Source organism: Salmonella sp. 32010601201800023SM (genome assembly GCF_017572235.1).
GTDB lineage: Bacteria > Pseudomonadota > Gammaproteobacteria > Enterobacterales > Enterobacteriaceae > Salmonella > Salmonella enterica.
Genome location: NZ_JAGEQS010000011.1, coordinates 15,758 through 31,194 on the forward strand (window position 1 = coordinate 15,758; position 15,437 = coordinate 31,194).

At 53.6% G+C, this 15,437-nt stretch carries 13 protein-coding genes; 8 read left to right on the forward strand and 5 right to left on the reverse strand.

Features of this window, described 5'->3' with window-relative positions; translation table 11 throughout:
• Positions 1-37: 37 nt before the first annotated feature.
• On the reverse strand, positions 38-883 hold the full coding sequence (gene yidA, locus J4617_RS22015; RefSeq protein WP_000985570.1) for a sugar-phosphatase: 846 nt from the start codon (positions 881-883) through the stop codon (positions 38-40).
• Positions 884-1,189: 306 nt separating this feature from the next.
• On the opposite strand from yidA, the gene J4617_RS22020 reads away from it, so the two are divergent.
• The 3 genes from J4617_RS22020 (at position 1,190) to J4617_RS22030 (ending at position 4,670) form a co-directional block, all read left to right on the forward strand.
• On the forward strand, positions 1,190-2,452 hold the full coding sequence (locus J4617_RS22020) for an MFS transporter (RefSeq protein ID WP_000061259.1): 1,263 nt from the start codon (positions 1,190-1,192) through the stop codon (positions 2,450-2,452).
• Between the two features lie 13 nt (positions 2,453-2,465).
• Positions 2,466-3,659: a mandelate racemase/muconate lactonizing enzyme family protein gene (locus tag J4617_RS22025; protein ID WP_023180834.1), complete on the forward strand. Its 1,194-nt coding sequence runs from the start codon at positions 2,466-2,468 to the stop codon at positions 3,657-3,659.
• Positions 3,660-3,773: 114 nt separating this feature from the next.
• The gene (locus tag J4617_RS22030) at positions 3,774-4,670 is read left to right on the forward strand and encodes a LysR family transcriptional regulator (protein ID WP_017465851.1); all 897 of its coding nucleotides are present in this window, start codon (positions 3,774-3,776) and stop codon (positions 4,668-4,670) included.
• Positions 4,671-4,688: 18 nt separating this feature from the next.
• Here J4617_RS22030 and gyrB read toward each other — a convergent pair whose 3' ends face one another.
• The 4 genes from gyrB to dnaA all read right to left on the reverse strand — a co-directional run bounded on the left by gyrB (position 4,689) and on the right by dnaA (position 10,858).
• Positions 4,689-7,103 carry a DNA topoisomerase (ATP-hydrolyzing) subunit B gene (gyrB, locus tag J4617_RS22035; RefSeq protein WP_000072047.1) on the reverse strand — a complete coding sequence of 805 codons (2,415 nt, stop codon included), beginning with the start codon at positions 7,101-7,103 and terminating at the stop codon, positions 4,689-4,691.
• A 28-nt stretch (positions 7,104-7,131) separates the two neighbouring features.
• Positions 7,132-8,205 carry a DNA replication/repair protein RecF gene (gene recF, locus J4617_RS22040; RefSeq protein ID WP_000060082.1) on the reverse strand — a complete coding sequence of 358 codons (1,074 nt, stop codon included), beginning with the start codon at positions 8,203-8,205 and terminating at the stop codon, positions 7,132-7,134.
• A gap of 147 nt (positions 8,206-8,352) precedes the next feature.
• On the reverse strand, positions 8,353-9,453 hold the full coding sequence (dnaN, locus tag J4617_RS22045; RefSeq protein WP_000673474.1) for a DNA polymerase III subunit beta: 1,101 nt from the start codon (positions 9,451-9,453) through the stop codon (positions 8,353-8,355).
• 4 nt (positions 9,454-9,457) lie between these two features.
• Positions 9,458-10,858, reverse strand: a complete 1,401-nt coding sequence (dnaA, locus tag J4617_RS22050) for a chromosomal replication initiator protein DnaA (protein ID WP_000059089.1) — start codon at positions 10,856-10,858, stop codon at positions 9,458-9,460.
• Positions 10,859-11,518: 660 nt separating this feature from the next.
• On the opposite strand from dnaA, the gene rpmH reads away from it, so the two are divergent.
• The 5 genes from rpmH (at position 11,519) to mnmE (ending at position 15,410) form a co-directional block, all read left to right on the forward strand.
• Entirely contained in the window at positions 11,519-11,659 is a 141-nt protein-coding gene (gene rpmH, locus J4617_RS22055; protein ID WP_000831330.1) for a 50S ribosomal protein L34, read from the forward strand.
• A gap of 16 nt (positions 11,660-11,675) precedes the next feature.
• The gene (gene rnpA / locus J4617_RS22060) at positions 11,676-12,035 is read left to right on the forward strand and encodes a ribonuclease P protein component (protein WP_000239725.1); all 360 of its coding nucleotides are present in this window, start codon (positions 11,676-11,678) and stop codon (positions 12,033-12,035) included.
• A complete protein-coding gene (gene yidD, locus J4617_RS22065) occupies positions 11,999-12,256 on the forward strand; it encodes a membrane protein insertion efficiency factor YidD (RefSeq protein ID WP_001307474.1) in 258 nt (85 codons plus the stop codon). The genes rnpA and yidD overlap by 37 nt, the downstream gene beginning before the upstream one ends.
• A 2-nt stretch (positions 12,257-12,258) precedes the next feature.
• Complete coding sequence (gene yidC, locus J4617_RS22070) at positions 12,259-13,905, forward strand: membrane protein insertase YidC (protein WP_000378283.1); 1,647 nt, start codon at positions 12,259-12,261, stop codon at positions 13,903-13,905.
• Between the two features lie 140 nt (positions 13,906-14,045).
• The gene (gene mnmE, locus J4617_RS22075; protein WP_000019081.1) at positions 14,046-15,410 is read left to right on the forward strand and encodes a tRNA uridine-5-carboxymethylaminomethyl(34) synthesis GTPase MnmE; all 1,365 of its coding nucleotides are present in this window, start codon (positions 14,046-14,048) and stop codon (positions 15,408-15,410) included.
• Positions 15,411-15,437 lie beyond the last annotated feature (27 nt).

Consider the following 15,437-nt stretch of genomic DNA (forward strand, 5'->3'; position numbering starts at 1 on the left):
GTCGTTAAGCGCGTATTTGCCCGATGGCGACGATGCCTTATCGGGCGGGAAAATGGCCGGATGAGTGATCGGGGTTCAGCACAAATTTTTCAATCGCCCAGGCAACACCATCTTCAAGGTTCGATTTAGTCACAAAGTTAGCCACCTCTTTGACCGACGGAATGGCGTTGTCCATTGCCACGCCCATGCCGGCGTATTCGATCATCGCAATGTCGTTTTCCTGATCGCCAATCGCCATCACCTCCTCTGGCTTAATACCCAGCGCCTCGGCCAGTGATTTTACGCCGGTGCCTTTATTAACCCGTTTATCGAGGATTTCAAGGAAGTACGGCGCACTTTTCAGCACGGTGTACTTTTCCTTCACCTCTGCCGGTATACGCGCAATCGCCCGGTCGAGAACGGCAGGCTCATCGATCATCATAACTTTCAGGAACTGGGTGTTCGGGTCCATCTTCTCCGCTTCACAAAATACCAACGGAATGGTCGCCACATACGACTCATGCACCGTGTAGTAGCTGATATCGCGGTTAGCGGTATAAAGCGTATTTCGGTCTAATGCGTGGAAGTGAGAACCCACCTCACGGGATAGTTTTTCCAGGTAACGGTAGTCATCATAGCTGAGCGCCGTTTGCGCAACCGTACTGCCGTCCCCTGCTTTCTGCACCAGCGCCCCGTTATAGGTAATGCAATAATCGCCGGGCTGTTCCATATGAAGTTCTTTCAGATAGCTGTGCACACCCGCATACGGACGGCCTGTGGTCAGCACCACGTTTACCCCTTTTTCACGCGCAGCGGCAATCGCGTTTTTAACCGCCGGAGAAATGGTGTGATCGGGCAGCAGAAGGGTGCCATCCATGTCGATAGCAATAAGTTTGATAGCCATGAAATCCCCGCATTAAATGAGTCCTGACTCATGCTAACGCGATTCCGCTCAAAAAACAGTAAAGAATCCGAGAGAAAGGGGGATAAGATTCACAAACGGGATTCCCCTTTTCAGGCCGTATTCTCTCCTCCTGATGTATTAGATAACCTCATTAATCAAACAGAAAATACCGTTTTTCTAAAAGAATGCGTATTGCTACTTTGGACATCATCACTTAGAGCCTAATGGGATTGGTTCTTAATCAGTAAAAATCAACAAAAACTTATATTTTAAAATAACCTTATCCGATGAGAAGGAGATCGCCAAATGTCGATGGCCCTTACCGCCCCCCCAACCAGGAAAAGATTTTTAATCGTTGCCTGTCTGTTTATTGGAATATTTATTGCTTATCTCGATCGCGTTAATGTTTCGGTATTAGCCGCGAATGAACCCTTCTTAGCCTATATGGGTATTGAAGGTATGCCATTGCAAATCGGCATGATGATGACCGTCTTTCTGGCCGCTTATGGTATCGCTAACGTTGTATTATCACCGCTTGGTGATTATCTCGGCCCCAGAAAAGCAATGATGCTTTGTATTCTGATCTGGACTATCGCTTTAATGATTGGCGGAGTCGCTACATCATTCGCTCTAATTATTATTTGCCGTATATTACTGGGCATCGGAGAGGGATTTTATTATCCACTGCAAAGCGTATTTATTAAAAACTGGTTCCCGAAGCAGGAACGCGGCAGAGCAAACGCGGCGTGGATCGTCGGCCAGTCAGTCGCTCCCGCCATTGCGATGCCTTTTTTCACCTGGTGGATAGGCACCCACGGCTGGCGCTCCAACTTCTTTTTATGCGCCGCTCTCGGGTTAATCCCTCTTTGGCTACTTTGGCGATATGTTGCTGATAAACCAGAACAACATAAAAGTATCAGCGAACAAGAACTGGCTTATATCAAAGCTGGACAGGAAACGGAAAGCGCAGGCAGCAGCGAAAGTTTTATGTTGCGGGTAAAACCGGTGATTACCAACTACAGCTATTGGTTGCTGGTGCTGTGGTATCTGTGTCTGCAATGCCTGTACTGGGGGATGATTACCTGGCTGCCGACCTATCTAAAATCAGCCAGAGGGTTCAGTTGGGCGGAAATGGGCTGGCTGGCGTCGCTTCCCTTTGTCCTGTCGATATTTGCCAAAGCGGCCGCAGGCGTCTTCGTCGATAAAATAGGACGCAGCGCCCCCATATTAATGGTATTAATGTTTTTCGCTGGCGTCAGTATCTATTTCGGCACCATAACCGAACATAAATATATGTCAGCGGTACTCCTCTCCTTTGCTGTTGCTTTCTGTACGATGGGTACACCCGTTGCCTGGACGTTATTACAGGGAATGATACCCGGAAAATCTATTTCCGCCGCCAGCGGCGTAATGAACGGCGTCGCCAATGGACTCTCTTCATTATCCCCCGTATTTATCGGCTTATTTATTTCTATCACTGGAACTTATACCGGCGGCTTACTATGCCTGGTTTTTATCAGCGCTATCGCCGTGGTATCGGCATTAATCTTAACGATTAAAAAATATTAATTACGAGGAGTAAATGATGAAAATTACCAGCGTTGATATTATTGATGTGGCGAACGATTTTGCGTCCGCCACCAGCAAATGGCGTCCTGTGGTGGTAAAAATTAATACCGACGAGGGCATTTCCGGTTTTGGCGAAGTCGGGTTGGCCTACGGCGTCGGCGCCTCCGCAGGCATCGGCATGGCAAAAGATTTAGCCGCCATTATCATCGGCATGGACCCGATGAATAACGAAGCTATCTGGGAAAAGATGCTCAAAAAAACCTTCTGGGGGCAGGGCGGCGGCGGCATCTTTTCCGCGGCGATGAGCGGCATCGATATCGCGCTGTGGGATATCAAAGGCAAAGCGTGGGGCGTGCCGCTGTATAAAATGCTTGGCGGCAAAAGCCGCGAGAAAATAAGAACCTACGCCAGTCAGCTACAGTTTGGTTGGGGGGACGGCAGCGATAAAGATATGCTGACCGAGCCGGAGCAGTATGCACAGGCGGCACTGACCGCCGTCAGCGAAGGCTATGACGCGATAAAAGTGGATACCGTCGCAATGGATCGCCACGGCAACTGGAACCAGCAAAACCTCAACGGGCCTCTCACTGATAAAATCCTGCGTCTGGGCTACGACCGTATGGCCGCCATTCGCGATGCAGTCGGCCCGGACGTGGATATCATCGCCGAAATGCATGCCTTTACGGATACCACCTCGGCGATTCAGTTTGGCCGCATGATCGAAGAACTGGGCATCTTCTACTACGAAGAGCCGGTCATGCCGTTGAACCCCGCGCAGATGAAGCAGGTTGCCGATAAGGTCAATATTCCGCTGGCGGCTGGCGAACGTATATACTGGCGCTGGGGATACCGTCCTTTCCTGGAAAACGGCAGCCTGAGCGTGATCCAGCCCGATATTTGTACCTGCGGCGGCATCACCGAAGTGAAGAAAATCTGCGATATGGCGCATGTTTATGACAAAACGGTGCAAATCCACGTTTGCGGCGGGCCGATTTCCACGGCGGTGGCGCTGCATATGGAAACCGCAATCCCTAACTTCGTCATCCACGAACTGCACCGGTATGCGCTGCTGGAGCCGAATACGCAAACCTGTAAGTACAACTACCTGCCGAAAAATGGCATGTACGACGTTCCGGAGCTTCCCGGCATCGGCCAGGAACTGACCGAAGAAACCATGAAAAAATCACCAACCATCACCGTAAAATAAGCCAACTGTCTGCCTGCGCCGCAGGCAGACACCCTGTATTTGCGAGTCGTATCAACGCGACCTTATCCAGCCTGAGATAAAATCCTCTCAGTAAAGGGGTAACACAGGTGGCAAATGAATTTAACTATCCGGCAATTTCGCGCGTTTCTGGCCGTCGCGGATTTGCGTAGTTTTACCGCCGCCAGCAAATATCTGTGCATCACGCAGGGAGCTGTTAGCGGTTTAATCAACGAAATGGAAAGCCAGATGGAGGTTTCCCTTTTCGACCGCACTTCGCGCGTGGTGAAGCTATCGCCCGACGGCGAAAAGTTTTTACCCGCCGCCATGCGGGTTGTTGAAGAGTTTCAACGGGCCGAAAATTATGCCCGCGACCTGAAAGAGATCAAAAAATCCCTGGTGCGGGTTGTTGGCGCGCCGCTGATCGCCTGTGCTTTTCTGCCGCAAATCATCCATGCCTTTAAGCGGCAGCATCCGCATACCCACGTACAGCTTATTGATAAGCCCATGTCGCAATTACAAAAAAGCATTATGTTGGGAGAAGCCGATTTTGGTATCGGCCCGGAGCGGCCGCTGGAACCGGAAATCGACAAACAAACGCTGTTCACAACGGAAATCGCCCTGTACTGCCATCCGGACTATCGGCTGCATAAAAAAACGGTTCGCTGGGAAGAGATTCAAAGCGAAGAGCTGATCGCCGTTGGCAACGAATCCATTCCGATGATCTCCGCAACCGCTGGCGTGCGCATTAAGCCCAAAATGACGGTGGAACATATGGCGACCGCCATGTCGCTGGCGGCGCAGTGTGAAGGCGTGGTGATCGCCGGAACATTTTCCCGCCATTACGCCAAAAGCTACCAATTAGCGACCTGTTCGCTCACACCTCCGCTGCGGCGCAATATGAACGTGTATTACCATGCGTGGCGCGCACAAACGCCCGCCACTCAGCGCTTTAAAGAGTTTCTACTCAGATATATGGATGAACATCATGATGCCCCGGCCAACCAGCGGTAGGCCGGGGATTAAGGCAGGTTAAATATCGATATTCGCCGCTTTCAGGGCGTTCTCTTCGATAAATGCGCGACGCGGTTCAACGGCATCGCCCATCAGCGTAGTGAACAGCTGGTCGGCAGCAATCGCATCTTTGACGGTCACGCGCAGCATACGGCGGCTTTCCGGGTCCATGGTGGTTTCCCACAGCTGATCCGGGTTCATTTCACCCAGACCTTTATAACGCTGGATAGCCAGACCGCGACGTGATTCTTTCACCAGCCACTCCAGCGCCTGCTCGAAGCTGGTTACCGGCTGGCGACGCTCGCCGCGTTCGATAAACGCGTCCTCTTCAATCAGACCACGCAGCTTCTCGCCCAGCGTGCAGATACGACGATATTCCGCGCCGGTCACAAACTCGTGATCCAACGGATAATCGGTATCCACGCCATGCGTACGCACGCGAACGATCGGCTCGAACAGATTCTGTTCCGTATTAGTATGAACATCGAACTTCCACTGACTGCCGTGCTGCTCTTTCTCGTTCAGCTCGGTAATCAGCGCATTCACCCAGCGCGTTACAGTCTGCTCATCAGAAAGATCGGCTTCGGTCAGAGTTGGCTGATACACCAGCTCTTTGAGCAGCGCTTTCGGGAAGCGACGCTCCATACGACCAATCATTTTCTGCGTGGCGTTATATTCAGAGACCAGTTTTTCTAACGCTTCGCCGGATAGCGCCGGCGCATGAGCGTTCGCGTGCAGAGTCGCACCGTCAAGCGCGATGGAAATCTGGTACTGATCCATCGCTTCGTCGTCTTTAATGTACTGTTCCTGCTTGCCTTTCTTCACTTTGTACAGCGGCGGCTGCGCAATGTAGACGTGGCCACGCTCGACAATTTCCGGCATCTGACGATAGAAGAAGGTCAACAGCAGCGTACGGATGTGCGAGCCGTCGACGTCCGCATCGGTCATGATGATGATGCTGTGATAGCGCAGCTTGTCCGGGTTGTACTCGTCGCGACCGATACCGCAGCCCAGCGCGGTGATCAGCGTCGCCACTTCCTGGGAGGAAAGCATCTTGTCGAAGCGCGCTTTCTCGACGTTAAGGATTTTACCTTTCAGCGGCAGAATCGCCTGGTTCTTGCGGTTACGCCCCTGCTTCGCAGAGCCGCCCGCGGAGTCCCCTTCCACCAGGTACAGTTCGGACAGCGCCGGGTCGCGTTCCTGACAGTCCGCCAGTTTGCCCGGCAGACCGGCTAAATCGAGCGCGCCTTTACGACGGGTCATTTCACGGGCGCGACGCGCCGCTTCACGCGCACGCGCGGCGTCGATAATTTTGCCGACGACGATTTTCGCGTCAGATGGGTTTTCCAGCAGGTATTCGCTCAGCAGTTCGTTCATCTGCTGTTCTACCGCCGATTTCACCTCGGAAGAGACCAGCTTATCTTTGGTCTGTGAGGAGAATTTCGGATCCGGTACTTTTACGGAAACCACCGCAATCAGACCTTCACGGGCATCGTCGCCGGTGGCGCTGACTTTGGCTTTTTTGCTGTAGCCTTCTTTGTCCATGTAGGCGTTCAGCGTACGGGTCATCGCCGCACGGAAGCCTGCAAGGTGAGTACCGCCGTCGCGCTGCGGAATGTTGTTGGTAAAGCAGTAGATGTTTTCCTGGAAACCATCGTTCCACTGCAGCGCTACTTCCACGCCGATACCGTCTTTTTCGGTGGAGAAATAGAAGATATTCGGGTGGATCGGCGTTTTATTCTTGTTCAGATATTCAACAAACGCCTTGATGCCGCCTTCGTAGTGGAAATGATCTTCTTTGCCATCGCGCTTGTCGCGCAGGCGGATGGAGACGCCTGAGTTCAGGAATGACAGTTCACGCAGGCGTTTCGCCAGGATCTCATATTCAAATTCAGTGACGTTGGTGAAGGTTTCGTGGCTCGGCCAGAAACGTACCATCGTGCCGGTTTTATCGGTATCGCCAGTGACGGCCAGGGGTGCCTGCGGCACGCCGTGCTCGTAGATCTGACGGTGAATTTTGCCATCTCGCTGGATAACCAGTTCCAGTTTTTGCGACAGAGCGTTGACTACCGAGACGCCCACGCCGTGCAGACCGCCGGAGACTTTATAGGAGTTATCGTCAAATTTACCGCCCGCGTGCAGAACGGTCATGATCACTTCCGCCGCCGAGACGCCTTCTTCCGGGTGAATCCCGGTCGGAATGCCACGGCCATCATCCGTTACGGACACGGAGTTATCGGCGTGAATAGTCACGACGATATCTTTACAGTGACCTGCGAGCGCTTCGTCGATAGCGTTATCTACCACCTCGAATACCATGTGGTGCAGACCGGTGCCGTCATCCGTGTCGCCGATATACATACCCGGGCGCTTACGCACCGCATCCAGCCCTTTCAGGACTTTGATACTGGAGGAGTCATAAGAATTCGACATCAACGTTTCTCGCTCATTTAATCTTGGGTTAATCCGTTATTTTACCCTTTTCCACGGTAAACATCTTCGAATTTTCATCCGACATGTCTATAACGTGTTCAGCGCTAATTGCGCTGACAAAGACCTGCGATTGCGTGGCTTTTAAGCGGCTGGCCAGCAGTCCGCGACGCGCATCGTCAAGTTCAGAGGCAAAATCATCTATCAGGTACAGGCAGCGCCGCCCGCTTTCGCGGGTGAGGAACTCGCCCTGCGCCAGACGTAAGGCGCACATCAATAACTTTAGCTGCCCGCGCGACAGGGTATCTTCCACCGGCGCGCCGTCGGCGCGAATGCGAAAGTCCGCTTTATGCGGCCCGTGCGCGGTGTAGGTCAACATACGGTCACGCTCAAAGCTTCGCTCCAGCACGTCCGCATAGTCTGTCTCTTTCTCCCAGCCGCGCTGGAAAGAGAACGTCAGGGAAAATTCAGGTAAAAACTGCTGACAGGTATCCGCCATGTCCTGTGCGATAGCGCTACTGTACTCCGCCCGCCAGGTACTAATTTGTTCCGCCAGCGGAATCAGCTCTTTATCCCACGGGCGCAATTGCTCATAACGACTCACCTGGCGCAGCGCAGCATTACGCTGTTTCAGTAATCGTTTCAGGTTGCTCCAGGCGGTGAAGAATCCGACTTCGTTGTGAAAGCATCCCCAGTCAAGGAACGCTCTTCTGTATTTGGGGCCGCCGTTGAGTAAAGTAAACCCCTCCGGCGTAATCAACTGCATCGGCATTAAATGCGCCAGCTCCGCGATCTTGTGACCGTCGGTACCGTCGATACGGACCTTGCTGTCGCCCTGCTTATCTTTGGTTAAGCCAATCGACGTCTCACGCTCTTCGCCCTGTAATCGCCCGTGAAGAACAAACGCTTCCTGCTCATGACGAATCACGCGGCCAGGCTGCAAACTGCGAAACGCCCGACCGTGGCCAAGCGTATAGATAGCTTCCAGCACGCTGGTTTTGCCGCTGCCGTTGGCGCCAACCAGGAAGTTAAAGCCGGGGGATAAAGCGAGATCCGCATTTTCTATGTTGCGGAAGTCTTTGATTAAAAGGCGCGTCAGTGACATATATTAGTACATTCGTCCAGGGGCGTGTGTGTCGCAGCCAGTTCGTCTACCGCCAGCGCGCAGAAAGCGGAGCGTACACGAAGTACGTGAGCATTTCGAGCACTGCCGGGAGGCGAAATGGCAAGTAAACCAGCCCCTTTTCAGATTCTACAGCCTCATTGGCATAACAACGTAGGCAGCACTCTGTGACGCCGCATCCTCAATCTGTACGCTGGATACGGAATCCGTCAGCATAATGCGCACGGTTTCGCACTTCAGCGCATTGAGCACGTCCAGCACGTAACTGACGTTAAAGCCGATTTCCATCTCCGTCCCGCCGTAGCTCACGTCCAGAATCTCTTCCGCTTCTTCCTGTTCCGGGTTATTGGCGGTGATTTTGAGCTGATTCTCACTGACGTACAGACGCACGCCGCGGAATTTCTCATTCGAGAGGATTGCTGCGCGGGCAAACGCCTGCTTGAGGATATCGCAGCCCGCTTCCAGATGTTTATCCGGATTCTTCGGCAGAACGCGACGGTAATCCGGGAAGCGACCATCCACCAGCTTCGAGGTAAAGATAAAGTCGCCGACGTGCGCGCGGATATTATTACTGCCAATCTGCACGCGCAGCGGGTTTTCGCCGCCGTCGAGCATACGCATCAGTTCAATCACGCCTTTACGCGGCACAATCACCGAGTGGCTGGGTAAAGACGCTTCCAGCGGCATTGAGCACACCGCCAGACGGTGGCCGTCGGTCGCGACAGTGCGCAGTTCGCTACCTTCCGTTTCAAACAGCATACCGTTTAAGTAGTAGCGCACATCCTGATGGGCCATCGAAAACTGGGTCGCTTCAATCAGGCGCTTCATCGTGGCCTGCGGCAGCGTAAATTCAACTTCGCTTTGCCAGTCGTCAAGATTCGGGAAATCGGCGGCAGGCAGCGTAGACAGCGAGAAGCGGCTACGGCCAGAACGCACCAGCATCCGATCGCCTTCCAACTGAACGGCAATCTCCGCGCCCTCCGGCAGGCCGCGGCAGATATCAAAGAATTTCCGCGCCGGCACGGTAGTGGCGCCTGGCTCATGCGGCTGAGAAAGCGTAACGCGCGCGACCATCTCCATTTCAAGATCGGTGCCGGTCAGAGAAAGCGTACCGTCCGCTACCTGGAGGAGCAGGTTACCGAGAATCGGCAGCGTAGGACGACCGCCCAGCGGGCCGCTGACCTGCTGAAGCGGTTTTAATAAATGTTCACGTTCAACGGTAAATTTCATAGGATCACGACGACAATGTTCTGATTAAATTCGAAAAATCTTCTTTGATATCGTGGCTTTCTTCACGCAGTTGCTCAATTTTACGACAGGCATGAAGTACGGTAGTGTGGTCGCGCCCGCCAAACGCATCGCCGATTTCCGGCAGACTGTGGTTGGTGAGCTCTTTTGCCAGCGCCATAGCCATCTGGCGCGGACGTGCTACCGAGCGAGATCGACGCTTAGAAAGCAGATCCGCAATTTTGATTTTGTAATACTCGGCCACCGTCTTCTGAATATTGTCGATGGTGACCAGTTTTTCCTGCAACGCCAGTAAATCGCGCAGCGCTTCGCGCACAAAGTCGATAGTAATCGCCCGGCCGGTAAAGTTGGCATTGGCGATCACCCGGTTCAGCGCGCCTTCCAGTTCACGCACGTTAGAGCGTAGACGTTTGGCGATAAAGAACGCGACTTCGCCTGGCAGACGAATATCATTTTCGTCCGCTTTTTTCATCAGGATCGCCACGCGGGTTTCCAGCTCTGGTGGTTCGATCGCCACTGTCAGCCCCCAACCAAAGCGGGACTTGAGACGATCCTCAACGCCGTTGATCTCTTTCGGATAGCGATCCGACGTCAAAATGATCTGCTGATTGCCTTCCAGCAGAGCGTTAAAGGTATGGAAAAACTCTTCCTGGGATCGTTCTTTATTGGCGAAGAATTGAATATCGTCGATCAGCAATGCGTCAACGGAGCGGTAGTAGCGTTTAAACTCTTCGATGGCGTTATTTTGCAGGGCTTTTACCATGTCCTGCACAAAGCGCTCGGAGTGCATATACACGACTTTCGCGTTGGGTTTGCGCGCCATAATGCCGTTACCTACCGCATGTAGCAGGTGAGTTTTACCCAGACCGGTGCCGCCATAGAGGAATAACGGGTTATAGGCGCCGCCAGGATTATCCGCCACCTGACGTGCCGCCGCGCGCGCCAGTTGGTTGGATTTACCTTCGACGAAGTTATCAAATGTATGTTTAACATTGACGTTGGAGCGGTAGGTCGGCTCCGCCGGCGCTGGTACGTTATCCCAGCCCGAACGGGCCGCAGGCGCTACGCGCTGCGGCTGCGCCGTTGTTGTCTGCGCAGGCGCGACAACGTTATGCACAGGCGTTTTTAGCGTTTGCGTAACGGGCTTTGTTCCCACTTCAAAACGCAGTTGTGGGGCATCCGCGCCGCAGAATGCGTTGAGTAATCCATTGATATTGTTGAGGTACTTATCTCTTACCCAATCGAGCACAAAACGGTTTGGCGCATACAAAGCCAGCGTGTTATCGCTCAGTTCCGCCTGCAACGGGCGTATCCACATACTGAATTCTGTGGCTGGTAACTCATCCTGCAATCGGGCAAGACACTGCTGCCAAAGCGAAAGTGACACGGCGGACTCCACTCGAACAAAAGTCGATAAATGACAAAGGCTGATACATTAATGATTGTTGGCGCACGTCGATAAGACCCTGCATGAAGGGTGACGCACGAACCGCTGTCTGCGGTTTTCACGGATCTTTCAAACGATCGCGACTTCACGCAGTCTGAAAAATTTCGTGTTCATGCCTGACCAGGATCGTTTGAAACGATCAGGACCGCGGATCATAGCCTAAACTGAGCAAGAGATCTTCTGTTTCTCACAGATTCTTCCCTATTTATCCACAGGACTTTCCAGGAAAGGATAAGTGTAATCGATCCTGGGGAACTCCTGTACGCTTTCGCGCGCATATTGAAAAAATTAATAGGTAAAGGTGAGCAGACGCCTAAAAGATCGCATAAAGATCCAGGGCGATCCTTGCGCTTTACCTGGCAGTCCGTATAATTCTCCACCCGTCGCGCAATGCCCGTCATATGGCGTCAACGCTGCTTATTTTCCGCACAAAAAGGCGTGGAAAATCGCGGGAAAATAAGGAAAGAGAATTGACTCCGGAGTGTACAATTATTACAATCCGGCCTCTTTAATCACCCACACTGTGGCGTAAGTCGTTCAAAGTTTGTTCGGGTATACGCAAAAGTCAGTGAATTTATTCAAGTTTAGGTAGAAATCGCCATGAAACGCACTTTTCAACCGTCTGTACTGAAGCGCAACCGTTCTCACGGCTTCCGTGCTCGTATGGCTACTAAAAATGGTCGTCAGGTTCTGGCACGTCGTCGTGCTAAAGGCCGCGCTCGTCTGACCGTTTCCAAGTAATAAAGCTAACCCCTGAGTGGTTAAGCTCGCATTTCCCAGGGAGTTACGTTTGTTAACTCCCGCTCATTTCACATTCGTCTTCCAGCAACCTCAACGGGCTGGCACGCCGCAAATCACCATCCTCGGCCGCCTGAATTCGCTGGGGCATCCCCGTATCGGTCTTACCGTCGCCAAGAAAAATGTTCGACGTGCGCATGAACGCAACCGGATTAAACGTCTGACGCGTGAAAGCTTCCGTCTGCGCCAGCATGAACTTCCTGCAATGGATTTCGTGGTGGTGGCGAAAAAAGGGGTTGCCGACCTCGATAACCGTGCTCTCTCGGAAGCGTTGGAAAAATTATGGCGCCGCCACTGTCGCCTGGCTCGCGGGTCCTGATAGCCCTTATTCGGGTCTATCAACGCCTGATCAGTCCGCTGCTTGGGCCGCATTGTCGTTTCACGCCAACGTGCTCAAGCTACGGAATTGAGGCATTGCGCAGGTTTGGAGTGATAAAAGGCAGTTGGTTGACGGTGAAACGCGTATTAAAATGCCACCCTTTACACCCTGGTGGTGACGATCCCGTCCCGCCCGGACCATTTGATACCAGAGAACACTAACGATGGATTCGCAACGCAATCTTTTAGTCATCGCTTTGCTGTTCGTGTCTTTCATGATCTGGCAAGCCTGGGAGCAGGATAAAAATCCGCAACCTCAGACTCAACAGACCACGCAGACAACGACCACCGCAGCGGGTAGCGCCGCCGACCAGGGCGTACCAGCCAGTGGCCAGGGGAAAATGATTACGGTGAAAACCGATGTGCTTGATTTGACTATCAACACCCGTGGTGGTGATGTCGAGCAGGCCTTGCTCCCGGCTTACCCGAAAGAACTGGGTTCCAACGAACCGTTCCAGCTGCTGGAAACCACCCCGCAGTTTATCTATCAGGCGCAAAGCGGCCTGACAGGCCGCGACGGCCCGGATAACCCGGCGAACGGCCCGCGTCCGCTGTACAACGTCGAGAAAGAGGCGTTTGTACTGGCCGACGGTCAGAACGAACTGCAGGTTCCGATGACTTATACTGACGCCGCAGGCAACACGTTTACCAAAACGTTTGTCTTTAAGCGTGGCGATTATGCGGTTAACGTGAACTATAGCGTGCAGAACACCGGCGAAAAACCGCTGGAAGTCTCCACCTTTGGTCAGTTAAAACAATCCGTCAACCTGCCTCCTCATCGCGACACCGGCAGCAGCAACTTTGCGCTGCATACGTTCCGCGGCGCAGCGTACTCCACGCCGGATGAGAAGTATGAGAAATACAAATTCGACACCATTGCCGATAACGAAAACCTCAACGTCAGCTCCAAAGGCGGTTGGGTGGCAATGTTGCAACAGTATTTCGCTACCGCATGGATTCCGCGTAACGACGGCACCAACAATTTCTACACCGCCAATCTGGGTAACGGCATTGTCGCTATCGGCTATAAAGCGCAGCCGGTACTGGTACAGCCAGGCCAGACTGGCGCGATGACCAGCACCCTGTGGGTCGGCCCGGAAATTCAGGATAAAATGGCGGCTGTTGCACCGCACCTGGATTTGACCGTGGACTACGGCTGGTTGTGGTTCATCTCTCAGCCGCTGTTCAAGTTGCTGAAGTGGATCCACAGCTTTGTGGGCAACTGGGGCTTCTCCATTATCATCATTACCTTTATCGTTCGCGGTATCATGTACCCGCTGACCAAAGCGCAGTACACGTCAATGGCGAAGATGCGTATGCTGCAGCCGAAAATTCAGGCGATGCGCGAACGTCTTGGCGATGATAAACAGCGCCAAAGCCAGGAGATGATGGCCCTGTACAAAGCGGAGAAGGTTAACCCACTGGGCGGCTGCTTCCCGCTGATCATCCAGATGCCTATCTTCCTGGCGTTGTACTACATGCTGATGGGTTCCATTGAACTGCGTCATGCGCCGTTCGCGCTGTGGATTCATGACCTGTCCGCACAGGACCCGTACTACATTCTGCCGATCCTGATGGGCGTAACGATGTTCTTCATTCAGAAGATGTCGCCGACCACCGTGACCGACCCGATGCAGCAGAAGATCATGACCTTTATGCCGGTCATCTTTACGGTGTTCTTCCTGTGGTTCCCGTCAGGTCTGGTGCTGTACTATATCGTCAGCAACCTGGTCACCATCATTCAGCAGCAGCTGATTTACCGTGGTCTGGAGAAGCGTGGCCTGCATAGCCGCGAGAAGAAAAAATCCTGATTCGGTGTAGGCCGGATAAGGCGAAGCCGCCATCCGGCAAGGCGCGCCGGTCAGCCTGATGGCGCTAACGCTTATCAGGCCTACAATCAAAAGGCGGTCATATGACCGCCTTTTTTATTGCAACAAAGTTGAGACTAACCATGAGCCATAACGACACTATCGTCGCCCAGGCAACCCCACCGGGACGCGGTGGCGTGGGTATCCTGCGTATCTCTGGTCTGAAAGCGCGTGACGTTGCGCAAGAGGTGCTGGGCAAGCTGCCGAAGCCGCGCTATGCCGACTACCTGCCGTTTAAAGACGTTGACGGCAGCGCGCTGGATCAGGGTATTGCGCTGTGGTTCCCCGGCCCAAACTCCTTCACCGGTGAAGATGTGCTGGAGCTACAAGGGCACGGCGGTCCGGTGATCCTGGACCTGCTGTTAAAACGTATCCTGACGCTTCCAGGCGTGCGCATTGCCCGACCGGGCGAGTTCTCCGAGCGAGCGTTCCTCAACGATAAGCTCGATTTAGCCCAGGCAGAAGCCATTGCCGACCTGATCGATGCCAGTTCCGAACAGGCGGCGCGTTCGGCGCTAAACTCGTTACAGGGGGCATTTTCCGCCCGCGTTAACCACCTTGTGGAAGCACTTACTCACCTGCGAATCTACGTCGAAGCGGCTATCGATTTTCCGGATGAGGAGATCGACTTTCTCTCTGACGGCAAAATCGAAGCGCAGCTCAATGGCGTCATCGCCGATCTTGACGCCGTGCGCACCGAAGCGCGCCAGGGCAGCCTGCTGCGCGAAGGGATGAAGGTAGTGATTGCCGGACGCCCGAATGCCGGGAAATCCAGCCTGCTGAATGCGCTGGCAGGCCGTGAAGCGGCCATTGTCACCGATATCGCCGGCACCACGCGCGACGTGTTGCGCGAGCATATCCACATCGACGGGATGCCGCTGCATATCATCGATACCGCCGGACTACGCGACGCCAGCGACGAAGTTGAGCGTATCGGCATCGAACGCGCCTGGCAGGAGATTGAACAGGCCGATCGCGTGCTGTTTATGGTGGATGGCACCACGACGGACGCCGTTGACCCTGCCGACATCTGGCCGGACTTTATCGCCCGTCTGCCCAAAAATCTACCGATTACCGTGGTACGTAACAAGGCGGATATCACCGGCGAAACGTTGGGTATTAGTGAAGTAAACGGTCACTCACTGGTTCGCCTCTCGGCGCGTACCGGCGAAGGCGTCGACGTGTTGCGTAACCACCTCAAGCAGAGCATGGGGTTTGATACCAATATGGAAGGCGGCTTCCTGGCCCGCCGCCGTCACCTACAGGCGCTGGCGGAAGCCGCTGAACATCTTGAGCAGGGCAAAGCGCAGCTATTAGGCGCATGGGCGGGGGAACTGCTGGCGGAAGAGTTGCGCCTGGCGCAGCAAAGCTTAAGCGAGATTACCGGCGAGTTTACCTCCGACGACCTGCTGGGACGGATTTTCTCCAGCTTCTGTATCGGCAAATAACGTTGTGTTGCCCGGTGGCGCGATGCT

What these genes read in the sequence shown, in the direction of transcription:
- J4617_RS22020 (WP_000061259.1), top strand. Translation starts at nt 1,190, where the DNA reads ATGTCGATGGCCCTTACCGCCCCCCCAACCAGGAAAAGATTTTTAATC.
- yidD (WP_001307474.1), top strand. Translation starts at nt 11,999, where the DNA reads ATGGCGCCGCCACTGTCGCCTGGCTCGCGGGTCCTGATAGCCCTTATT.
- yidA (WP_000985570.1), bottom strand. Translation starts at nt 883, where the DNA reads ATGGCTATCAAACTTATTGCTATCGACATGGATGGCACCCTTCTGCTG.
- J4617_RS22025 (WP_023180834.1), top strand. Translation starts at nt 2,466, where the DNA reads ATGATGAAAATTACCAGCGTTGATATTATTGATGTGGCGAACGATTTT.
- J4617_RS22030 (WP_017465851.1), top strand. Translation starts at nt 3,774, where the DNA reads ATGAATTTAACTATCCGGCAATTTCGCGCGTTTCTGGCCGTCGCGGAT.
- gyrB (WP_000072047.1), bottom strand. Translation starts at nt 7,103, where the DNA reads ATGTCGAATTCTTATGACTCCTCCAGTATCAAAGTCCTGAAAGGGCTG.
- recF (WP_000060082.1), bottom strand. Translation starts at nt 8,205, where the DNA reads ATGTCACTGACGCGCCTTTTAATCAAAGACTTCCGCAACATAGAAAAT.
- mnmE (WP_000019081.1), top strand. Translation starts at nt 14,046, where the DNA reads ATGAGCCATAACGACACTATCGTCGCCCAGGCAACCCCACCGGGACGC.
- rpmH (WP_000831330.1), top strand. Translation starts at nt 11,519, where the DNA reads ATGAAACGCACTTTTCAACCGTCTGTACTGAAGCGCAACCGTTCTCAC.
- yidC (WP_000378283.1), top strand. Translation starts at nt 12,259, where the DNA reads ATGGATTCGCAACGCAATCTTTTAGTCATCGCTTTGCTGTTCGTGTCT.
- dnaN (WP_000673474.1), bottom strand. Translation starts at nt 9,453, where the DNA reads ATGAAATTTACCGTTGAACGTGAACATTTATTAAAACCGCTTCAGCAG.